Source organism: Segatella asaccharophila (genome assembly GCF_054687055.1).
Genome location: NZ_BAACAN010000005.1, coordinates 42,355 through 63,189, shown reverse-complemented (window position 1 = coordinate 63,189; position 20,835 = coordinate 42,355). Strand labels below are relative to the sequence as shown.

The 20,835-nt window shown below is 38.3% G+C and carries 20 protein-coding genes and 1 pseudogene; 10 read left to right on the top strand and 11 right to left on the bottom strand.

Annotation, left to right across the window (positions count from 1 at the left end; genetic code table 11):
* Positions 1-104 precede the first annotated feature (104 nt).
* The 9 genes from ACYRYG_RS04390 to ACYRYG_RS04350 all read right to left on the bottom strand — a co-directional run bounded on the left by ACYRYG_RS04390 (position 105) and on the right by ACYRYG_RS04350 (position 12,468).
* Entirely contained in the window at positions 105-260 is a 156-nt protein-coding gene (locus ACYRYG_RS04390) for a hypothetical protein (RefSeq protein WP_293444072.1), read from the bottom strand.
* Between the two features lie 206 nt (positions 261-466).
* On the bottom strand, positions 467-1,165 hold the full coding sequence (locus ACYRYG_RS04385) for a DUF3307 domain-containing protein (RefSeq protein WP_460197754.1): 699 nt from the start codon (positions 1,163-1,165) through the stop codon (positions 467-469).
* The gene (locus ACYRYG_RS04380; protein WP_460197752.1) at positions 1,162-1,779 is read right to left on the bottom strand and encodes a SatD family protein; all 618 of its coding nucleotides are present in this window, start codon (positions 1,777-1,779) and stop codon (positions 1,162-1,164) included. Before ACYRYG_RS04380 ends, ACYRYG_RS04385 begins: the two co-directional genes overlap by 4 nt.
* A gap of 321 nt (positions 1,780-2,100) precedes the next feature.
* A complete protein-coding gene (locus ACYRYG_RS04375) occupies positions 2,101-2,484 on the bottom strand; it encodes a (deoxy)nucleoside triphosphate pyrophosphohydrolase (protein WP_460197751.1) in 384 nt (127 codons plus the stop codon).
* Between the two features lie 2 nt (positions 2,485-2,486).
* Positions 2,487-5,630, bottom strand: coding sequence for a DUF3427 domain-containing protein (locus ACYRYG_RS04370; protein ID WP_460197750.1), 3,144 nt, complete (start codon positions 5,628-5,630; stop codon positions 2,487-2,489).
* Between the two features lie 866 nt (positions 5,631-6,496).
* The gene (locus ACYRYG_RS04365; RefSeq protein ID WP_460197748.1) at positions 6,497-8,785 is read right to left on the bottom strand and encodes a S8 family peptidase; all 2,289 of its coding nucleotides are present in this window, start codon (positions 8,783-8,785) and stop codon (positions 6,497-6,499) included.
* A 5-nt stretch (positions 8,786-8,790) separates the two neighbouring features.
* Positions 8,791-9,876, bottom strand: a complete 1,086-nt coding sequence (locus ACYRYG_RS04360; protein WP_460197747.1) for an AAA family ATPase — start codon at positions 9,874-9,876, stop codon at positions 8,791-8,793.
* A gap of 661 nt (positions 9,877-10,537) precedes the next feature.
* A complete protein-coding gene (locus ACYRYG_RS04355) occupies positions 10,538-10,834 on the bottom strand; it encodes a nucleotidyltransferase family protein (protein WP_460197746.1) in 297 nt (98 codons plus the stop codon).
* Positions 10,835-11,091: 257 nt separating this feature from the next.
* Positions 11,092-12,468 (bottom strand): glycoside hydrolase family 28 protein, encoded by a 1,377-nt coding sequence (locus ACYRYG_RS04350; RefSeq protein ID WP_460197745.1) that lies wholly within the window; start codon positions 12,466-12,468, stop codon positions 11,092-11,094.
* A gap of 606 nt (positions 12,469-13,074) precedes the next feature.
* Between ACYRYG_RS04350 and ACYRYG_RS04345 the strand changes: the two genes are divergently transcribed.
* The 5 genes from ACYRYG_RS04345 to ACYRYG_RS04325 all read left to right on the top strand — a co-directional run bounded on the left by ACYRYG_RS04345 (position 13,075) and on the right by ACYRYG_RS04325 (position 16,253).
* Entirely contained in the window at positions 13,075-13,872 is a 798-nt protein-coding gene (locus ACYRYG_RS04345) for a DUF4382 domain-containing protein (protein ID WP_460197744.1), read from the top strand.
* Positions 13,873-14,127: 255 nt separating this feature from the next.
* Positions 14,128-14,346, top strand: coding sequence for a helix-turn-helix transcriptional regulator (locus ACYRYG_RS04340; RefSeq protein ID WP_293423312.1), 219 nt, complete (start codon positions 14,128-14,130; stop codon positions 14,344-14,346).
* Positions 14,343-14,669, top strand: a complete 327-nt coding sequence (locus ACYRYG_RS04335; protein ID WP_460197743.1) for a HipA N-terminal domain-containing protein — start codon at positions 14,343-14,345, stop codon at positions 14,667-14,669. Before ACYRYG_RS04340 ends, ACYRYG_RS04335 begins: the two co-directional genes overlap by 4 nt.
* Complete coding sequence (locus ACYRYG_RS04330) at positions 14,669-15,613, top strand: HipA domain-containing protein (protein ID WP_460197742.1); 945 nt, start codon at positions 14,669-14,671, stop codon at positions 15,611-15,613. Before ACYRYG_RS04335 ends, ACYRYG_RS04330 begins: the two co-directional genes overlap by 1 nt.
* A gap of 298 nt (positions 15,614-15,911) precedes the next feature.
* Positions 15,912-16,253, top strand: coding sequence for an AAA family ATPase (locus ACYRYG_RS04325; protein WP_460197741.1), 342 nt, complete (start codon positions 15,912-15,914; stop codon positions 16,251-16,253).
* On the opposite strand, the gene ACYRYG_RS04320 is transcribed toward ACYRYG_RS04325, so the two are convergent.
* Entirely contained in the window at positions 16,234-16,818 is a 585-nt protein-coding gene (locus tag ACYRYG_RS04320) for a LysE family translocator (protein ID WP_460197740.1), read from the bottom strand. The two genes, ACYRYG_RS04325 and ACYRYG_RS04320, sit on opposite strands and share 20 nt — an antisense overlap.
* A gap of 211 nt (positions 16,819-17,029) precedes the next feature.
* Here ACYRYG_RS04320 and ACYRYG_RS04315 point away from each other — a divergent pair, with 211 nt between their 5' ends.
* The 3 genes and pseudogenes from ACYRYG_RS04315 to ACYRYG_RS04305 all read left to right on the top strand — a co-directional run.
* Positions 17,030-17,356, top strand: a complete 327-nt coding sequence (locus tag ACYRYG_RS04315; RefSeq protein WP_293432767.1) for a helix-turn-helix domain-containing protein — start codon at positions 17,030-17,032, stop codon at positions 17,354-17,356.
* 64 nt (positions 17,357-17,420) lie between these two features.
* Positions 17,421-17,768, top strand: a complete 348-nt coding sequence (locus ACYRYG_RS04310) for a translation initiation factor (protein ID WP_298673209.1) — start codon at positions 17,421-17,423, stop codon at positions 17,766-17,768.
* Between the two features lie 103 nt (positions 17,769-17,871).
* A pseudogene (locus tag ACYRYG_RS04305) lies at positions 17,872-18,216 on the top strand (flavin reductase); the annotation flags it as partial.
* Positions 18,217-18,239: 23 nt separating this feature from the next.
* Here the strand turns inward: ACYRYG_RS04305 and ACYRYG_RS04300 are convergent.
* Positions 18,240-19,799 carry an IS5 family transposase gene (locus tag ACYRYG_RS04300; RefSeq protein WP_460197739.1) on the bottom strand — a complete coding sequence of 520 codons (1,560 nt, stop codon included), beginning with the start codon at positions 19,797-19,799 and terminating at the stop codon, positions 18,240-18,242.
* A 140-nt stretch (positions 19,800-19,939) separates the two neighbouring features.
* Here ACYRYG_RS04300 and ACYRYG_RS04295 point away from each other — a divergent pair, with 140 nt between their 5' ends.
* Both ACYRYG_RS04295 and ACYRYG_RS04290 read left to right on the top strand, forming a co-directional pair.
* Positions 19,940-20,104 carry a hypothetical protein gene (locus ACYRYG_RS04295; protein ID WP_460197738.1) on the top strand — a complete coding sequence of 55 codons (165 nt, stop codon included), beginning with the start codon at positions 19,940-19,942 and terminating at the stop codon, positions 20,102-20,104.
* Between the two features lie 28 nt (positions 20,105-20,132).
* On the top strand, positions 20,133-20,813 hold the full coding sequence (locus ACYRYG_RS04290; RefSeq protein ID WP_460197736.1) for a class I SAM-dependent methyltransferase: 681 nt from the start codon (positions 20,133-20,135) through the stop codon (positions 20,811-20,813).
* The last annotated feature ends 22 nt before the right edge of the window (positions 20,814-20,835 follow it).

Sequence of the window (20,835 nt, the reverse complement as noted above, 5' to 3'; positions counted from 1 at the left end):
TATTTCTGTGTTTCCATCATCTATCGCCATGTTATTTTTGACATAGTCCCTTATTGTATATTCTAAAAGTACGTTTGTATTCCAAAAAAGCCATAGCTCTTTCCTTAAAGTTTAGCTTTGGACAATATTTGTCTAGCAACAGCAATCTGGCGGGTAAAGTCTTTTTCACTGCGCTTGCTTTCACTTATTGCCATCAAATCGTCAAAACGATCAGCAGTTTTACCTTTCAGTACTGGGACTGATGCTATTCGTAATGCCATTTCCTTCTTTCCTTTAATTATCTTTTGCAAAGATACGGATTATTTTCGAAATAGTAATATTGTATTTGAAAGGATAAGACAAATCGGTGTTTTTGTGCTGTTTTAACCGGTATTCTTGCGGTGTTTTGATCGGTATAATTGTTAGTCAAGTAGGTAAATACCGCATATATAGAAATCTTTGTCTTAATGTTAATCTCCAAAGGCGTTTATATCCTTTTCAGTAGCAGTATGACACTGAACCCGATTAAAATGCTAATCGTAAAACTGGAGAAAGTTCCCAGAAGTACGTATTCTGTAGTGCAGACTTCCTTGGGCTTGTTAAGATCACCGAAACGGAATATGGATTTGGCTGCAAGCAGAAATCCTATTCCCTCGACATGCCCGGCATAGATAAATGTCAGAATCATTACACGTTCCAGATAACCTATATACTTTCCGGCATTAGACAGGCTTGTCGTATGATCCGTAGGTGCCCATTGCTTCGTAAATTCTCTGATGAATATGGAGGTTGGCATCAGTATGATTAAATAACTCAATAGATACAGCATCATAGGTTCTGATATTTCCGGCAGGCCGGGACTACTCTTGTAACTGTATGCGATGATTCCAATAACAGCTATGTGCAGCAACTGATCTACAGAGAAACTAGTTAACGAATCTGATCCAAAACGGTTCTTGCATGTATCAATGAGCCAGTGTGACAGAAAAACGACTAGCGGAATCCACCAGCATCTCCAGTCGGCAACAGCGATATAGGCTAATGCGGCCTGTATTAATGAATGTCCTCCGCAAGTCAGGTATCCTTTGGCAGTCCGCTCTTTCTTGGTTTTACATATACCGTCTGGTTGTAGGAAGAAGTCGCCGACAATGTGGGCCAGCAGTAGTCTTGTTATTAACTCGATCATTTCTTGATATAATTGATTATTAGGTATTCACATCTTTTGATAAAGGCATATATCAATGATTCTTTGGCTGCCCTTAAAGTCTTTCCGATGTTCTGGACGGTGGTACCGGTTTGTTCTGCCAGTTCCTTGCGGTTCAGTCCTCCGGCTAGAGTCTGATATATACACGCAGCCTGTTTGGTTGACCAGTTTGAGATGATATCATCTGCAAAGGCGGATGTGAGTACTAATTCTTCATTGATTCCTTTTTCCGGGGTCGTAATCCGCAGTCTGCTTTTACCGATGTCATCAAAGTTGCGTCCTGAGAGCCAGAAGGCCTCACCATCTGACTGTGTGACATGTTCATTCAAGTAAGATACATCTCCGATACCTATCGACATCCGCGCATCCCATGACATCCTTTTTAGCATGGCCCGGATCAGTACGGCACATAAGACCACTTTTCCAGCTTCATTTACCAATACCTGGAAACTGTCTCCTCGGTATACCTCAATATGTATCTCACAGAATTTTTGCAAGTCTTTCTCTACTTTCTTCAGTGTATCAAGTAAAACTTTCCGCTTTTCGGCACTGATCTGGCTTGAATGTACGATGTCTGCTGTAATAACACCTTTCATAGGCTTCAACTGATTTTGATTGTTTTTCTTAATTAAACCTAATATGGTTGTTTGTTAAGGAACAACCTTTTTAGGTTGTAAAAATAGGCATTATTCTTTAGAATGGTTCACCATTTGGCAGGAAATACAAATATTTAACTATTCAACCTCCCATACAGACCTTCTTAATATGTTTTTGTCTGATTTTCTTGGGTTACTATCCTCTTTTACAGAGGATAGGATTGGACTTTAAGGCTATTATCGCTGTTTATCGTCATTGGTATTGACGAAAGAAGGAGAGGAGTTGCGAGCGGATGCATCTGCCCCTTTTCAATAGATCAGTTATTTTCCGATTAATATTTCCGCTACCTCTTTATCAGCAGGGAGCCACTTGACAGAACACAGATTCTCGCTATCCAGCCATTTGGCATTTTCAGCCTCCAATAGTTGCAGATGACCTTTTAAGATATGGCAGAGGAAACATTGCATGTGCAAGTGGAAGGCAGGGTATTCACAATCAACGGTCTTAATGAGTTGACCAACAGAGATCATTGTATTCAGTTCTTCTTTTATCTCTCTCCGTAGAGCCTCTTTGGGTGTCTCACCAGTTTCAATCTTCCCACCCGGGAACTCCCACCAGTCTTTAAACTCCCCATAGCCCCGTTGTGTGGCAAAATATTTACCATCCTGTTCGATGATGGCAGCAACAACATTGACTGTTTTCATAATTAAATAGCACTTTTGTATTTGGAAAAATCATAAACTGAAGCAGGCATTGGACTTTCGAGTTCCCATCTGATCTGCATCTGTTTACCATAACTTACGTCCTTATATTCATGATCCTTGTAGTGGACTTTCCCAAGGTAGATATAGCCCATTGTACGACTCTTGTCATCAGCGAACTTCTGTTGTTCTCTGACGAAGAGGAGCATGGTTTGGGTAGAATGAATATAGTTCTGTCCAGTAGGAGAGTTCGGAGAAACTTGATTTTGGGTGTCCCACTGAAAAAGATCAGAACTCAGTGCATGATCGTCATAATTAGTTGAATCACCTATCTCACGATCTTTGATGATGTCTACATACATCGCCTCAAGTTTGCTCTTCCGATTTCGTTCTACACCTTCTCTGCACGACGATTTTTTATCAAGAGTAGAAGTACCGATTGCAACTTTTATTTGATCACGTGTATAGACACCATGCAATTTCAAAGCAAAGTTGGGGAGATTAGAGTTATCTGTTTCCTCTAATGTCTGACATTGATTTTTGAAAATCTCCATGAGTTGCATAGTCTCAGAAATAAAACCATCGTCAAGGGCAAGTTCATCTACCATATCTTGAAGATGATTAAAACAACCTGCTTTTTGATACAGGTCATAATACAACATCAGAAGTTGTGTCTGTTCAATGGCAGAGAGCTGGTTCACTTGTATTTTAAATCCTTTTCTACAAAGATCCTCGATAAATGTAAAATAGGCATAACTGTCTGTTGATAGCCACTTATTGCGAACGGCTGAATGTAATTCGCTTTCGTGAGTGAGTTGATGATCTGCAATACCCGCTTGATAACAGATTTCATGGAAAGAATGGCGGTTATAAAGTTTTTCTAAAGGAACATGATACATACCTATAAAATTGCTTATCGTTAAAGGCAAAGAAAATTTAGTAGACCATGTTTTTACCAAGTTAACCAAACTTTTCAGTCCAAAAGATTTGATGGCATGGTTGATATTATTGAGAATATATTCACGAGCTTTAGGTTCCAATTGAATTTGACAACCAAAAGGTGTGTGAGGAAAACCTCTTTCTAATTCTTCCTTGATGCTCATAGATGTACGGCCAATGATGGCCCGAAATCGGTCAGTATAGTCAAATTCGTCCCTACATTGACCTACGAAATCAAGAATATTAACATACTGTTTGCCTTTTGCTTTACGAAGTCCACGACCCAGTTGTTGTAGGAATATCGTCAAACTTTCAGTGGGGCGAAGGAAGAGGATGGTATCAACATCTGGAATATCAACCCCTTCGTTAAACATATCTACCACAAAGAGATAATTGATCTTTCCATCTTTTAATGCTTTACAGAGTCGGTTTCGCTCCATTTCGTTCTCGCTGGTGAGTAGGTCGGCTTTTAAACCCGCTAGAGTGAATTTCGCAGCCATATATTTCGCATGTTCTATATCCACACAAAAGCAAAGAGCTTTGACTGTATTGAGGTTTGAAAGATATTTTTGCAAAGCATTGAAGATAAGACTTGTTCGTGAGTCATTTTGCCTATAGATTTTACTCAATTCAGCAATATCATAATGTCCATGATCCCAATGTACTTCTTTTAGATCTATACTATCCGTAATGCCATAATAATGAAATGGGCATAACAAACGATTATTGAGTGCCGTATCAAGTCTAATTTCTGCTGCAATATGTCCGTCGAAATCTTGGGTGATATCTTCTCCATCCATACGCTCTGGGGTAGCTGTCAATCCAAGGAGAATCTTAGGCTTAAACTTGCTGATGATTTTCCGATAAGAGCTGGCAGCTATATGGTGAACCTCATCAATGATAATATAATCATAGTAATCATTAGGCAAGTTTAGGCTTTCCAATCGATTATTGAGAATATCTTTACTGGCAAATACTTGTGAATAGGAGGTAGGTTCATGATTTCCATACCACAGATCACCAAAATTATAATCTTCTAATATTTGACGGAAAGTTTTGATACTCTGTTTTAATATCTCTTCCCGATGGGCTACAAATAAAAAATGAGCAGTAGGATGTTGCTCACGGAATCGTTTGAAGTCAAAGGCGGCAATCACAGTCTTACCTGTTCCGGTTGCTGCTACAATCAGATTACGATAGTGATGGTGCACTTCCCTGTCAATACGCAATTTTTCCAGAATATTCTCCTGGTAGTCATGGGCTTTAATAAGGTCGAGGACAGAGTAGTCTATTGGGGCTTCATAGTTTTTATTCAGAGCATTTCTTAACTGTTCATCATCTTTTCCAGGGATAAATTCTTCAAAAAGATCATTATTCCAATAGCCTTCAAAGGAATTACGCATCTTTTGAATGATTTCTGGTAATTCTGACTGTGTAACTTTAATATTCCACTCTAAACCTTCTCTTAAAGCAGGCTCAGAAAGATTAGAACTTCCTATATATGCAGTGTGAAAACCCGTTTTGCGAAGGAATATATAAGATTTAGCATGCAGGTGGTCTGTATCACTATTGTAAGATACCTTCACTTTTGTGTTATTCAGACTTGCAATGCGTTTTACAGCTTTAAAATCAGTAGCTTGCATATAGGTCGTAGTGATTATCCGGAGCGGTTTCCCACTATCAGTTGCTTTCTTTAGTTGGTCGTAAAGGAGGTTTATCCCACTCGTTTTGATAAATGAAACGAGCATATAGATTTGATCAGAGGATAGAATTTCTTTCTGTAATTCGGAGTATAGATTCATCTCTCTACCTGTGAATAATGTACTATGGGTGAGCGATGTACTTGGTGTGATACTATTGAGATAAGCTGCTACGTCAGGATATTCACAACGAGTTTTGTCAATAACAGCAGTGAGTATTTCTTTTTGTTTTTCGATCAGATTGTCTGAATCTAAATTGAAATCTTGTACAAGTTTTTTAATGATTTGATTAGTAAGGTCAATACCTTGTTCTACTCCTTGGTCATTGTCAGGCAACTGAGCCATTACTTGTTTTAATAAAGTGTAGAGATATTGAGACAAATAGCCGGCAACATTTTCCCTATTTATTGACTTTTTACCGATATAATAATGTTTTAAGTCCTCTATCTCCAGTTTATGTTTGAAGAGTCGGTTAATGATTTGTTCATATATCCCCGTGTTTAATTCCATGAATTCCTTGTTATTTAGTAGCAAATTTAGATAATTTCTCTGAGAATGTAGGATACAAAAGAGAAAAAATAAAGTTCATCATGCAAAAGAATCGAATTTTAGAAAATATTATTTGTACTAGTAATCTTTATGTTAGCAATTATGGCATTGCTGGATTTTCTGCTGGGTAGTCTAAGTCGATTTTTCTCAAAGTATTTCTGTTGTACGCATGATTTCTTCCAGTTTGTCTGCCAGTGTCTTATATGCAGTTTGCAACGACAGAAAGATAACTCCGATGCGATAAGTCCGAGTAGCTAAAAGTTCTGGACATGATCTTGGCTATCGTTGCTTGAATCATTTTTATCAGAAAAATATGCTGACACATGCGTTACTTTTTGTCCTGTTCATCAAAAATAATGTTGCTTGGAAAATGTATGGGAATTAGTTACATAGGCAGTATTTTTATGTTTACAGGAACCAGAAAAAATATATGCAAAACCTTTAAGGGAATTGTTAAAAAGGTAAATGCTTTATGGTAAATTGGTTGGTGATAAGTGTTATATCAGTAAGACTCTCGTTGAAAGGCTGTTCGTTGACGGTATACACTTATTTTAAGTTTAATAGCAACATGATGAGAGTACAGACGTCCGTATCAGACAAACTTCTGTTTAGAAAAAGAGCAATTATAGCAACTGTAAATGATTAACTTAAGAATATCGCACAGGTAGAGTATTCTTAATATTGTTGTTTTGACAATTTTATTGCAAACTTGCTCGCAGAAATCGTTGTTTATGGCTTCTCTCCCCCCCCCAAAAAAAAGCCGCGCATCAATGTTCAAAGGACTATTGATACACAGATTGCTCTTTTTTGAATTCTTCGAACTCACATTATTTTACAAGAATATCTTCTTGAACAGTTAAGTTGTTATGTATGTAGTTTTTGCCAGTGAGTTGGTTTATGCATTCGTTGTAGATAACTCCTTTGTTTTTAGTATCTTTTATTGTGACAATGAAAACTGCTTTTTGAGCAAGTTCTGTACCATCAGTATAAGCATTTTTTATTGCAGCTTCTCGGAAGTGAGAATTAATCTTTAGTACCCATCGCCTATTAGTTGAAAGATACTTTTTTTTATTTGCAAGTGTCATTTCACTGAGGTTCACTTTGTATTTTTTTATAGCAGCCCATTTCATGTTTTTAAAAATAAGTTGTCGTTCTGTAGCGTATAGAGTATTTGTGTTTAAAGAATTTTTCTTACTGTATAAACCCGCGTTTAATATATTGTGTGTGTTAACTGGTCTTTGGCTATTTCTTATATAGGATGGTACGTCGGGATCACCAGGAGTGACGATATCAACCCGGTCACAGGTTTCTAGTGCCGGTACGGCTTCTGATTGGCAGTATTCAGTTCCTTCTTTCGGATCTAGCAGTGGGTCAACAGCAAGAGTAACTGTTATTTGTCCATAATAATATCCATCTGAAGATAGGCTGTCTGGAAAAGGGAAATCTACAGATTGAATGTTATTTCCTTTGGTTAGTTTAAATTGGAATATCATAGTTGCTTCATTTTTGTCATTATGAAGAACTTTGTTTATGTCTGTTGGCATGCCAAACCCAGCTTTATCTAGAAGCTCTTTTCCTTTTAAATCAATTTCATGAGGATATTCAGCACCATGAATTAACAGAGCTTTAACTAATAATGGAGAAAAGTTTTGTCCTAATTCATAACTTATGCTTTCTGCTAGTGCTGTTATACGGGGTGTAGAGAAACTTGTTCCATTTAGAGGTATTACCATTCCATATTTGTTGAAAACAGGCACATCTCCACCATAGCTTATTAAGTCTGGTTTAATTGTTCCTTCCGGACCTGGTCCTTTTTTTGAAAAAGATGAAATTTTGTTAGGATGTAAGGATCTGCAAGAGTCAAGGGACCCGACAACAATACTTCTAATAGAATCAGCACCTTCATTAATTCTTTCTCCAGGAGAATTTATATCTTTATTTCCTGCAGATTTGCATATTAATATAGACTGTTCTTTCTGGATGCTGTCTAAGAATATTGCAAAATCAGAAAATTTAGAATCATTTGCTGAATTTCTTAGTCCTTGTGATAGGTTCCATATTTTAATATTTGGATTTGCAAAAATATATTGTCTTATATTTTCAATAAGTTCAAATTCACTGATAGGCTCACTTATGTTAACAATACAGTCTTTAATCATAAAAGGTACGTTACAACATTTTTTTCCTAATAGTTCCGGCCCGTAGGCTAGTGTGCCAGCAACAGCCGTTCCATGTGCGCGATTAATGTCTTCTTCTAAATATCCTCCTAAGTTTTCGTTATCCGGAATAATCCAATCCTGTAAGTGTTCTATTTTTGCAACACCAGAATCTAATAAACCTACTATAGGATAATCTACGTCTTGTTTTGGGTGTTTAACTATAACATCTGCTATTTCTGGTTCCGAAGCTGCCGTAAATTCAACATATGGCATCTTTCGGACTGATATTACACTGTCAATAGTCGAAATTTTGGATAATACTTGTTCTTGGATATCTTTTATAAGGTAGATTGTCAGTCCTTCTGCGTAGTTGGCTTTTATAAATTCAACATTAATATCTTTGCAAATTTTTTCGAATATTTCATCTCTAAGAAGATTTAATCTATAGTCTACATAGTCAACAAGTTTAATCTTTACAGTATTCCCAATAATGTTATCATCTATATTCGGTTTGAATTTTTCAATATTCGTTAAAGCTGAAAATGCTATTTTATTGTTTTGGGAAAGTAACTTGTTTTGATAAATAGAAGCATTTTGGGTCATTTGGGAAAGATCAGAAGATGTGTCTATTTTAATTAGAAGGTTGTTAATTTTCCCCATCCCGATGACATTCCGTTTTTTTGATGTATCAAAAAGTGAGTCAATGGCTTTTCTGTAGCTTGTTGCTGTTGCTGAATTATTAATTTTTGCAGTTACTAAAATAGGTAAACCTTGATTATGATTCCGATCTAGAAACAATGGCTGCATATTTCTCAAACTGTTATATATGTTGGCTCCATTTCTTAGGATGGCATCATCTGATACCCAAGGTGGCAAAACTTGTCCCGGGCATTCAGTTTTATGGTCATCTTTTTCATCTCTGAATTTAACTAATTGTATTGGTAGTTCTTTCGTCATAGCTATTATTTTTTAGAACGTATGTTTCTGATCTGCCGGATGGATAAATTTAATTCTTGGCAAATGTCTTTTTGGACCATTCCTTTTGCTTGTAGGAAATTTACTAATCCATCAAGATCAGATTCCTTGTTTTTGAAGTTATATGCTGCAATTAAGAGCTTTATTGCTGATAGTTTATTAGAGCCTTCTATAACAGACTGGGCTTTGATTTTATTAATGATATTTTTAACATCGGATGGTGATATACCAACTAGACATTTAATTATTTCTGCTTTTCTTTTAGTATCATCAGAAAAATCCGTTAAAAATCCATTAAGACAAATATTTAAAAGTTCTTCATACTGTTCTTCAGCTGGTAAAGAAACTTCTATGCTTGTTTCAAAGCGTCTCCATATTGCTGCATCAAGTAATTGCGGATGGTTTGTTGCTGCAATCAGAACACATGATGTTGGCAAAGTGTCTATATTTTGTAACAGACTGTTTATGACTCTTTTCAGTTCGCCTAATTCATGATTGTCGTCACGAGCTTTGGCTATTGCGTCAAATTCATCTAAGAATAAAATGCATGGTTGCTGTTGTGCAAAATCAAAAATACGCCTGATATTTTTAGCGGTATTACCTAAAAGAGAGGAGACAATAGCATCGAGTCTTGCAATAACGAGAGGTAAGTGGGTATGTTCTGAAATATAATGTGCTATAGATGTTTTCCCACATCCTGGTTTACCATAAAGTAGGAGATTTTTTGCTATAGGAATATTAAATTGTTCCAGTTTATCATTGTTGTTAACCAAAGAAATAAAATTAGTTATTTCTTTCTTTACTAATGGAGATAAAACTATCTTTGTTATGGTAGAATCAGAAGGAATAATATCTACGATCCTTAATCTGCTTTCTATATCTACTGGTATATTCATGCTGTCCATTGTAGATAATTGGGTGTTTTGTTTTTTTAATGTAGAAAGTATAGATGCACTAAGAGCTTTTTCTCCATCTTTTTCAAGATGACTGGCCAATCGATTTGAATAGCTGACAATTTTTCTTCGGTCATTGTTTAGGCCTCCTTCTATAATTCTTATAATCTCTGAGTACATATATTTTTTATTCCTTTATTTTTGCAAAGATAATTCTTTGTACTTGGAAATGATTCTATATGGCTATTATTTAACTATAATTTAACATGTATCGTTATCTGTTTAATATTAATTGTATCTTCTATATGAGCGTGATGTTATATGTTAATAAGGAAATAATAATTACTTTTATTAGAAGTAAATAAAATTGTGGTAAATCAATTACAAAGAAATATAATATCGTTACACTTCTCAGCCATGTATTCAAATTCCCGTTTGGGAGGGAACTTTGTTATTTGATCGAAAACGTACTCATCTGTAGGCATTTTCTTGCTGTTTGGGGGGCTAACTCAAAGATAAGTAATTCGAATGTGCGACAGGCATCTTCGGCTAACTAAAATTGATGTTCAGTGATTTACAGACGTAATTAAATAATTTTAAGAGACGCAACCGTCTAAAGATAGCATTTTTAGCAAATGTTTTTGGTAATCAAAATAAGCTGGCTAAAGCAGTAGGGAAGTATTAATCTATGGTCAATGATATAGATACCTGATTTTAGGTAGAGGCCTTATTCTTCCGCAGATATCCTTTTTTAAAGTATTGCAGCAGTACGTGTAATTTTTTTTAGTCTTTCAACTGTTGAATAGCAGTTCTAATTTGTACAAAAGTGGAATAGACCCTTTTATTTAATGATACAGATTCCATCATGCTCTATTTCTTCTTTTAGAAAAGTATTCATGTGTTTATGCATCCTGACAACATCCACAGGACACTGTAAAAGATGTTCAAGAAAACGTTTGAGACGGACGACAAGATACATCTTCGGCTCCATATCCACGCATACGTCCACGTCACTTCCTTCTTTTTGTTCATTTCGTGAGACGGAACCAAACAAGAAAAGTGATTTCAGTCCAAATTGATGTTTCATCTCATCAGCTTGGTCTTTAATCAGCGATATGTATTCTTCTCTTGTCTTCATTTTATTTGTCTTTTATATACTATCGCAAAGATAACCATTTCTTCTGATATTCACAACTTATGCGAATAAAATAAAACTTGTTTCCTGTTTTGTAGTAGTATAGTTCATAAGGTTGCAGATAATACCCATAAGTACAATTGCTCTCTATACACATTAACTTTGTGCAAACAAAGTATCTAAAGATCGCATTCCTCGCAAATAGTTCTGGCAATCAACCCCTATAATTGGAGTTGGAATGAGGTAAAAGGAACGGAATATCAATGTCTATCATTATCTAAGACTTTCTTGCCCGAGGTAGTATATTTAGTTCTATGATCTGCATTTGGGACGGAAGAGGCACTGATTTTAGAAGTTTGTGTAGTGTTCCAGGTAATATCGGCATCATACGTAGAAGAAATAGAGTTGCCTGTTCCTGCCGTGATTGAAGATCCATTTTTGAATACTACACTGTCAGCAAAATTAATAACAGCCCCTGTTGGAGCGGTGAGCTGTACGTTGTCAAATGTGATATTCCTGACATGCTGCTCGGGACGTCCATAAATGAAAATGGCATTATTCTTTTTATAGGTACTAGTACCCTTGATATTCTTAAAGACTATATTCTTGAAAGACGGTGTTGTAGGGGTTACTGCTTTGGCATTAGTTTTATCATTAACAGGTGTAGAATATTGTTTGTCATAATAACAGTCGATATAAATCAGACTCTTTACATTATTCATCGTCAGATTGCTGAAGACGAAATCTTCTTCACCTCCGCCCCGATCCGTATTAGATTTCAGACGGACTCCATTATCGGTGTTTTCATAGGTACAGTTATCGATCAGAACATGTTTGACATTAGTGGTATAGCTGCCGACAGACGTACCGTGTCCGTAACCAAAGCTACAGTTGGTGATTCTGATATATTGTAAACCTCTGTCAATAGCCACATCATCATCCCCGTCAGAAATATAACAACTATCAATATCGACGTGAGAAGCCCAGATATCAATACCATCTGTGTTATGTGAAGGTACTTGCGTGTTGATCGTGATATGACGGATGGCAGCATTGTTTGAATTGCCACCACTTCCTATAGTGATATGTGATCCGGGTGCATCTCTCAACGTAATATCACGGATTAAAATATTTGAGCACTTGTTTAAACGGATCAGGGCTCCTCGCTTGAATTTTTTCTTGGTCGCATCATAAGCTGCCCACCATGCTGGCCCATTACCATAGATCGTACCAGTACCGTCAATGATCAGATTGGAGGAGCCACTGTCAGCACTGATAAAATCAGGGTATTGGTTGGAGTTAGAAACGGTGGTGGGATATGTGCCGTAAGCTAAAGGCTGCAATATAGCGTCTTTAGAGAGGAAGAGTTCGGTATTAGAACCGATGACAATGGGGCCGCTTATAAAAGTTCCCTTTGGAATAATGACCTTGCCGCCTCCATCATTCTTGCAGGCATTCAGGGCCTGTTGTATGGCATTCGCATTGTCTAAGGCTGTAGTTGAAGCACCATAATCGGTAATGTCGTAACTTTTAGTACTGTTGATCGATGGTAATTGAACGGTTGAACTACCACATGCCAGCATAAACGGGCAAAACTGGAACAAAGCACTTAATAATAGAATTTGTTTCTTTTTCATAGTCTTTAAATATGAATTGATAGTCGTAGATTGTTTCTTCTTTAAGTGGATATCCGGTTTTATTAGAGATCCTCAGACGATTACAAAAATAATGCTTTTCTTGCATAAGTCCATAAAAAAACGTATTTTTGTATCATTAATAGAGAATTTTAATTTAGAAGTTATGATTTCTGGTGCCCGGGAAAATTATATTTCCAAGTCCTGAATAAAAACTAACTGTTTACTATCGGATAGATAATCATTTTCTTTTGGTATTCGTAAATTATACGAATAAAATAAAACTTGTTTCCTGTTTGTAGTAGTGTGGTCAGTTTGCTTCTGTGACGAGGCCAAAATGAATCAATATAATTGGTTCTTGCATTCTCCTATATCATATCGGGTGCAAAATGCTAAACAGAACCTTTGAATATATACTTCCGGTTCTTTTCTTTGTTTGTTCCAATTATTTTACATACATTTGCTGCGAAAAATATAACCGTAACATTTTATATAACGTAATAGAATAATGCAAGGTAAGAATATACTGAAAATATCCTTTTCGTCTGATTTAAATGTCCTTTTTCGCCTATTTCGTAAATAATATAATAACAAAAAAGAATAATAATCATGAAACTAAAACTCTTCTTATTATGTTTGTTGCTTATCGGACTATATTCTTGTAGTAGCAGTAGTGACAACAACTCCGAGAAAAGCAATGCGCAGGTTGGTTTTTATTTGACGGATGCTCCTTCTCTTGAAGGATATAAATCTGTAAAAATCGACATCCAGTCCGTAGAATGCTCTTTAGATGGGGAAACGTGGACAAAATTGGACGTAAAACCTTGCACGATTGACTTGCTGCATTTTTCGAATGGGAAAGATTCGTTACTGTCAAACGTGGAATTCAATGCCGGAACAAAAGTACAGCAAATCCGCTTGATCTTGGGAGACGACAATACTTTGGTTCTCAATGATGGCAAGGTCGTTTCATTGAAAACACCGAGCGCACAAACATCTGGACTGAAATTAAATGTCCAGTCAGTTGCTCAGTTGACTAGTGGTTACAAAGTAATGATAGATTTTGATGCTTCACGTTCCATTGTAAAGCAAGGCAATAGTGGTTCTTATTCATTGAAACCTGTTGTCCGTGCATATATAACAGCCAATTCTTCTGCTATAGACGGCAATATCTTACCATCAAATATTGCGATGAGAGTCTTTACCGTAACATCTGCCAATGACACAATTTCCACTCTATCAGATACCTTACAGAACAATTATTTCAAGTTACATGGATTGTTCAGTGGTACTTATGATTTGAAAGTTGAAGATCTATCCACTAAGGATATTACAGTCATTAAGTCTGGTATTCAGATTGTTGGTGGAACAGATGTTCATTTAGGAAATCTCTCCTTGAAAAAATAGACAAGAAGAAAGTATTGATGAATATGATTCCTATCGCTTCTTATAAAGTTACGATAGTCAGATAAATTGTATTAAGGTCCTTTTGCCTTGATAACTTCATGCCAAAGACATCATTTCTAATCGTGTCTTTGGCATTTTGTTTATACCATATCGGGTGTAAAATGCCAAATAGAACCCTTAAATATACCCTTTCGGTTCTTTTCTTTGTTTATTCCGACTGTTTTACTTATATTTGTCCCGAAAAGGTATAATCGCATGGAATCAACAAGTCTATCCAAACAAATCAAGGCACTCCGCAAGGAGTATAACCTTACCCAGCAAGACCTCGCCTTCAAGTCTGGCGTCGGTCTCCGTTTCCTTCGGGAACTGGAGCAGGGCAAGCCTACTGTCCGTATGGACAAGGTGAACCAGGTACTCGAAATGTTCAATTTACAATTAGGTGCTGTACCTTTGGAAAGGAGGAAAGACAAATGAGACAGGGTAAAGTCTTGGTTAGTGGTGTTATGGCTGGAATCCTCACAGAGGATGAAACAGGATATATATTCGCTTATGATCCGGACTATTTGTCAAGGATGAATGCCTTGCCGGTAAGTCTTACTTTGCCTTTGCGCGAAAAGTCGTACCATAATAATGTGTTGTTTTCTTTCTTTGATGGATTGATCCCCGAAGGTTGGATGCTTAATATCGCTGAGCGTAATTGGAAAATCAATCGTCGTGACCGTATGGCGCTGTTGCTTACATGCTGCCGTGATTGTATTGGAAATATTAGTGTGGAACCTGTCAAAGATATGGAATAATGGAAAGATGTTTATGCTGTTATCAGCCTTTGCGTGCTGGAGAAGTGGACTATCATCCACAATGTGCTAAGAAATTCTTTGGCACAACAGCTCCCGTGCTCCCTTATTCTCGGAAAGATATCAACAAATTGGCTCAGGTAGTGATTGAGAATCGGACTGCAGTGACAGGTGTTCAGGCCAAATTGTCAATGGACTTGGAGCATGATGAAAATGGGAATGCTCAGCGACTGATTATCGTCGGAGTGATGGGCAGGTATATCTTGAAACCCCAGACCGAAAAGTTCGTTTGCCTCCCGGAGATAGAAGACCTTACCATGCATCTTGCTGATATTGCGAGGATTCCAACCGTACCTCATGCCCTTATCCGATTTCCAGATGGAGAGTTGAACTATATTACTCGCAGAATTGACCGTACTGGAGAGGGTAAGAAATTGCCAATGGAAGATATGTGCCAGTTGTCTGGAAAACTGACTGAACAGAAATACCAGGGTAGTTATGAAATGATTACACGCTTGATAGAGCAGTATTCGAGCGCTGCCAAACTGGATATTATCAACTATTGGGAGCAGGTCGTGTTTTCTTGGATTGTAGGCAATGCTGATATGCACTTGAAGAACTTTTCCTTATATAGTCCCAAGAATGGAAAATATGTCCTGACACCCACTTATGATCAAGTGTCAACTGCTATAGTCATGCCTGAAGACACAGAAGAACTGGCTCTTTCACTCAACGGCTTTCAAAAGAAATTGCTCGCAATGGACTTTATGGAGGCTATGGAGGTAACGGGAGTGTCAGAACAGGTAGCTAAGAGACTTTTGTATCGTTTCAGAACCCTTAAAGACAAATGGTTCACTTGTATTGATGCATCATTCATTACGGAGCAACAGAAAGAAAAATACAAGGAATTGATAAGTAGGCGTCTTGCCATATTAGAGAAGTTGTAAATGCCTTTTCTTTTTGTTCATTTCGTGAGATGGAACCAAACAAGAAAAGTGATTTCTGCTCAAGTTGATGTTTCATCTCATCAGCATGGTTTTTAATCAGCGATATGTATTCTTCCCTTGTCTTCATTTTACCAACTTATATTAGTCAGTAAAAGCATTTATTGCTTGTAACAAAGGACCCAAGTTTGAAAATGAACTGATTTTCATCATTAAAGAAAAAACATGTTGAAAATGCAATAGATTTCATTTTTCTTGAAAATTATACCTATATTTGCAATAGATTTCATTTTTCTTGATTATGATTATACGCAAAACCTATCTCTCACAACTTCTGAAATGGAAGAACCAACCTGTTGTCAAGGTTATAACAGGTATCCGGCGTAGTGGTAAGTCTACCTTGTTGGAAATGTTCGGTCAGCAATTGCAAAGTGAGGACCATATATTGCCGGACCATATCATCTCTCTCAACTTTGAGGACCTGGATAACGAAGAACTCACCGACTATCATCGTCTATATACTTACCTCAAGAGTCGGATGAAGGATCAGTCCATTAGTTTACTCACCGTTCTTATGGACAAGGTGATGATAAGTCTTGTGCCTTCATTGTTACAGTCTTGTTTTACAAGATCATATAGATAGCACAGAGAAAGAGGGCAATGGCACAAATGTGGTCTATACGACGTTTGTAATTGATGAAGAATCTGCGGAGATAACTTCCGGCCAATAGCCAGGCGAGATTCGCTCCGGGACCGGCAATCAGCAGCCATGTAGCAACTTCCAGCAAGTCGATCAACCGGCTTGAGTAGGGTAATACGAAAGTGCTGAATGCGGTCAGGTCAAACAGTAACATCTTGGCATTGGTCAGTTGTACGATCATTCCACTGATAAAGGTACAGTCTTGTCCGTTTTTCTGGGGATGATCACTGTCTTTCCATATCTTATAGGCCAGATATACGATATAGGCTGCACCGAAATACTTTAAGTAAGTTACATATTGGCCGAAGGCAATACCTATCAGATGAGTCAATATCGCCATAACGCATACGGCTATCGAGAATCCTGCCAGTAATCCCAACCACATGATCAAGGTTTTCTTTTTACCATGGCGTAAGACCATGGCAAGAGTATAGATATTGGCCGGTCCGGGGGTATAGCCTATGACTAATATCTGCAAGAGTAGAGTAGGGATCAATGTACTGGGCATAATCTTGATGCTGTTATTGTTTGGAGATTGCAAAGGTAGTAAAAATGTGCCGTATTTTCAAAATTTACCTCTTTCGAAACAGATGAATTTATAATATTATAATAGAAGATTGGCGCTTTGATTTGCTCTCTTTTTCCTTAAAATATTTGGAGCGTATCCCTTTTTTGCATATATTTGTAATTGATAATATATGAGCAGTTAATGGGGTAAAATGGCAATAATTGATAAAATATTATCTGTTAATGATCGGACTCCTGTCGAAATAGCCAAGGCTTTGGCAAGTCGGGTCAAGGCAAGAAGGCTCGAAATGAACCTTACACAAGAGGGAATGTGCCGGCGTTCCGGAGTGAACTTGAGCAGTTATCGGAGATTTGAGAGAACAGGTCTTGTCTCTTTGGAGAGTTTGATCAGAATAGCTCTGGCTATTGGTCAGGATTCAGGTTTTGACCAACTTTTCTCGCAAAGAAAATATACTAGTATCGATGATGTGATCCGGCAAAGTTCAAAACCTAAAAAGAGGGGAATGAGAAATGAATAAGAAAATGACAGGAACAGATTGGAAAAGTGCTTTGGCTGCTCTTGGAGAAACCAGCGATGCGGGCATGACAGAGAAGAAGGACGTTGACCGAAAGAAGCGTGTTGGCGTAGTTTATTCAACGAATCCTGATTTCGACTATTCTGAAATTGCTCAGGAAGAATCTCATACATTACCGAGGAATCAGCAGAAATTACGACTGAATATGGAACGTGCAGGACGTGGTGGCAAGACTGTGACCCTCGTGAAAGGCTTCGTCGGTTCAGAAGAGGATATGAGTACTCTCTGCAAACTATTGAAGCAAAAGTGTGGTGTGGGAGGTTCTGTCAAGGACGGGGAAATTATTATCCAGGGAGATTGTCGCCAGCGTCTGACAGAGATTCTGAGAAAAGAAGGTTTTTCGCAAACAAAATAATATGAAAGTAGAATCCTACCGTCATGTCTTGATCAGACTGTCGAAAAGGCTCAGGGAAAAGTATTACTAACAGATGATTTCCGAACAATAAAAAAATACAGTCATGAAAGAAGTTAATTATAAGGACATGAAATTCAATCCGTTCAACCTACTGGGTAAAGAATGGATGTTAGTATCTGCCGGTAATGAGCAGGATGGTTGTAATACGATGACCATTAGTTGGGGACATCTGGGATGTCTTTGGGGAAATAATGATCCGACAGCCATTATTTATTTGCGTCCTTCGCGCTACACCAAGACTTTTGTAGATAAAGAGGAATATTTTACTCTTTGTGTGATGGATAAGTCATTCAAAAAGCAGATGGCTTATCTGGGTAGTGTATCAGGTCGGGATGAGGATAAGATCGCCAAGGCCGGGCTCACCAAAATTTTTGCTGATAATTCTATTTAGGGTCCGCTGATTTATTTTCATCAGCCGATGGCGAGAACCGGAGTTTTCTCGGCCACCCGACTTTGATTTCTAATAATCCCGGTATTTTCCGGGATTATTTTGATAATTTCCATCATTTCAATAAGGGCATAAAGAAGTTCCCTGAAGAACTTCATTATATTTTTCACGAAGTAGCACGCACCAACCCATGAAGCTCCCGTATCAGCACGTTTTGCCCTGATGTTGTTTGCCCTGTAGATCCGCTTGCCCGTTCCAAAGGTTGCCTCCACTTCATTCCTTTCACCGACATTCCTTGCCATAAGGTCGTGATATTCTTTCGTATTCTGCTCCTTTGACGGCCTGCCCAGAGGTTTCCCGCCTATTTCTATTCCAAGCAGACGGAGAATCTGACGGTTCCATCTGTTCATGTAGATCTTGTCCGCTTCCACCTTGGCAGGAAGATTTCCGAACCTTTTCTTATATGCTTTAAGATGAAGCATGAGATCGTCGCATTCATTATAGGCATCCCAGCTATGGTGGTCGATAAACGTGTATCCCTTCACCACGCTTACGCCTATCTTTGCCCCGAATTCTGTCTTCGCCTTTGCCTTGCCCCTGACTATCGGCCTTACGAAGGGCTGGTACAGGCTGATGATCCGGTCCTTGCATACATGGACATGATTAACAAACATTTCTTTCTGCTGTTTCCACATCTTTATCGTGGTGAAGAACAGGCTGCAGTCACGCGGCTTAAGCGAAAAGAAGTAGTTGCTGTCAGCCTTGCCGAATGTCTCCAGGGCCGTACCGATGTTCCTCCTGAGGCGGGCAAGCATGTATTCCATACATTCCCTGACTTTCTTCTTCGGCTTCTTCCGCAGCTTGATGACGTTCAGATACCGGGAATGGATTTCCTTCAGGCGGGTTTCCGGACGGGGAAGGCCTGTCATCCTGCAGAAACGGTCCAGTATCCTGTCTATGACCTCTACGCCGTCATTAAGGAGGTCCAGGTCCGTCGGATACCGTACTTCCGAGTCCGAGCATGTCGCGTCTATCTTCATCAGGCCTTCATTCGGCTTCGGGGATGATGGCTTTGTGCCGGAATACGGCTTATCGGATGATTCATCAGTTACTCCTCCTTTATCGTTCCTGCCTTTCCCCTGATTGTCCTCTTCTTCCTCCTGCTTCTTGTCATACATCCTGACCTGAAGCTTAAGAAGTGATTCGCTCATGTCATTGTAATCCTCTATGCCCAGACGCTTGCGGACTGACACGAAAAGAGAGGGGTCAAAGACCGGCTGGTCCGTGTAGGCAGACAGTCCCAGCAGGTATTGCATGTAAGGATTCTCACGGATGGCTTCTATGGTCTCCACGTCTGAAAGGCTCAGCTTGTGCTTGATAAGAAGGGCGCCGATGATCATGCGCGCCGGCTTGTTGCCCGCTCCGTTATGGACATTATGCAAACGGCTGTTATAGATCTTTTCAATCTTCTCCCAGGGAAGGGTGTCGCCCAGCTTTACCCACCGGTTGCTCTTCGGGAGATCCTCAAGAGAGGATCGGAATGCTTCAAGTGTCAGCTCCCGGTTTTGTGATTTGAACTTCATTTTTGCTTGCTTTTAACACTCAAAGTTACAAATTTTCCGTGAATTGACCAAATATTACATCATGTATCTTGCTGATAATCAATGAAATAAATGTTAAATCAACTTATTCAGCGGACCCTATTTACTTTGCAGAAGCCAAAATGGTATTCATCTGCAAGAAAGTATATGCTTCACCGTTGCAGAAGAGCGGATTCATCAGTAATGAGACAATAGGCAAGAACTATCCCAAAAGCGACTTCCATACGATGTATGTAGGCAAGATCGAGAAAATTCTGGTAAAGGACGAAGAGTATCTGAATAAATAATAATCAGATAATGGATTAAAGGAGAGATATGAATACGAAAGATATAAGAGACCAGTTTGACTCGATAGCCAAACAATATGATGAGGACAGAAAGTGTTTTATTCCTTGCTTTGATGACTACTATGTCAGGTCAGTAAGTCTATTGAAGGACATTAAAAGAGATGCTGTGAATATCACAGACTTAGGTGCAGGAACAGGTTTACTTACCAAAGAACTGTATCTGCTTTATCCGGATGCTCATTTCACACTGGTGGACCTGTCAACAGACATGCTGGAGGTAGCCAAACAGAGATTCTCCGGGTTAGGCAATTTTGACTTCCGGGTTGAAGACTATTTTGACGGCATTAAGAAGGGGTGTGATATCATCTGTTCAGCTCTATCCATTCATCATTTGGAAGATGATGAGAAACAAAAGTTGTATCAATCTATATACGAATCGTTACCTCCTGGTGGCGTATTTATTAACCTTGACCAGTTTTGTTCAGATTCCAGAATCATCGACAAGGCGTATAATGACTGGTGGATGAATTACATTGATCATAGTGGCATCGTTCCGGAAGCGAAAGCAAAATGGCTGAAACGTAAGAAACTGGATCGTGAAAACAGTGTATCATCGACTTTAACAATGTTAAAGGCTGCTGGTTTCAAACATGTGGAATGCGTTTATGCGTTCATGAAGTTTGGGACAGTGATAGCAATAAAAGAATAGCGACAATAAGTTACTATGTGGT

Excerpts from the sequence above, each read along its gene's own strand:
- ACYRYG_RS04390 (WP_293444072.1), bottom strand. The coding sequence starts at position 260 with ATGGCATTACGAATAGCATCAGTCCCAGTACTGAAAGGTAAAACTGCT.
- ACYRYG_RS04385 (WP_460197754.1), bottom strand. The coding sequence starts at position 1,165 with ATGATCGAGTTAATAACAAGACTACTGCTGGCCCACATTGTCGGCGAC.
- ACYRYG_RS04380 (WP_460197752.1), bottom strand. The coding sequence starts at position 1,779 with ATGAAAGGTGTTATTACAGCAGACATCGTACATTCAAGCCAGATCAGT.
- ACYRYG_RS04375 (WP_460197751.1), bottom strand. The coding sequence starts at position 2,484 with ATGAAAACAGTCAATGTTGTTGCTGCCATCATCGAACAGGATGGTAAA.
- ACYRYG_RS04370 (WP_460197750.1), bottom strand. The coding sequence starts at position 5,630 with ATGGAATTAAACACGGGGATATATGAACAAATCATTAACCGACTCTTC.
- ACYRYG_RS04365 (WP_460197748.1), bottom strand. The coding sequence starts at position 8,785 with ATGACGAAAGAACTACCAATACAATTAGTTAAATTCAGAGATGAAAAA.
- ACYRYG_RS04360 (WP_460197747.1), bottom strand. The coding sequence starts at position 9,876 with ATGTACTCAGAGATTATAAGAATTATAGAAGGAGGCCTAAACAATGAC.
- ACYRYG_RS04355 (WP_460197746.1), bottom strand. The coding sequence starts at position 10,834 with ATGAAGACAAGAGAAGAATACATATCGCTGATTAAAGACCAAGCTGAT.
- ACYRYG_RS04350 (WP_460197745.1), bottom strand. The coding sequence starts at position 12,468 with ATGAAAAAGAAACAAATTCTATTATTAAGTGCTTTGTTCCAGTTTTGC.
- ACYRYG_RS04345 (WP_460197744.1), top strand. The coding sequence starts at position 13,075 with ATGAAACTAAAACTCTTCTTATTATGTTTGTTGCTTATCGGACTATAT.
- ACYRYG_RS04340 (WP_293423312.1), top strand. The coding sequence starts at position 14,128 with ATGGAATCAACAAGTCTATCCAAACAAATCAAGGCACTCCGCAAGGAG.
- ACYRYG_RS04335 (WP_460197743.1), top strand. The coding sequence starts at position 14,343 with ATGAGACAGGGTAAAGTCTTGGTTAGTGGTGTTATGGCTGGAATCCTC.
- ACYRYG_RS04330 (WP_460197742.1), top strand. The coding sequence starts at position 14,669 with ATGGAAAGATGTTTATGCTGTTATCAGCCTTTGCGTGCTGGAGAAGTG.
- ACYRYG_RS04325 (WP_460197741.1), top strand. The coding sequence starts at position 15,912 with ATGATTATACGCAAAACCTATCTCTCACAACTTCTGAAATGGAAGAAC.
- ACYRYG_RS04320 (WP_460197740.1), bottom strand. The coding sequence starts at position 16,818 with ATGCCCAGTACATTGATCCCTACTCTACTCTTGCAGATATTAGTCATA.
- ACYRYG_RS04315 (WP_293432767.1), top strand. The coding sequence starts at position 17,030 with ATGGCAATAATTGATAAAATATTATCTGTTAATGATCGGACTCCTGTC.
- ACYRYG_RS04310 (WP_298673209.1), top strand. The coding sequence starts at position 17,421 with ATGACAGAGAAGAAGGACGTTGACCGAAAGAAGCGTGTTGGCGTAGTT.
- ACYRYG_RS04300 (WP_460197739.1), bottom strand. The coding sequence starts at position 19,799 with ATGAAGTTCAAATCACAAAACCGGGAGCTGACACTTGAAGCATTCCGA.
- ACYRYG_RS04295 (WP_460197738.1), top strand. The coding sequence starts at position 19,940 with ATGGTATTCATCTGCAAGAAAGTATATGCTTCACCGTTGCAGAAGAGC.
- ACYRYG_RS04290 (WP_460197736.1), top strand. The coding sequence starts at position 20,133 with ATGAATACGAAAGATATAAGAGACCAGTTTGACTCGATAGCCAAACAA.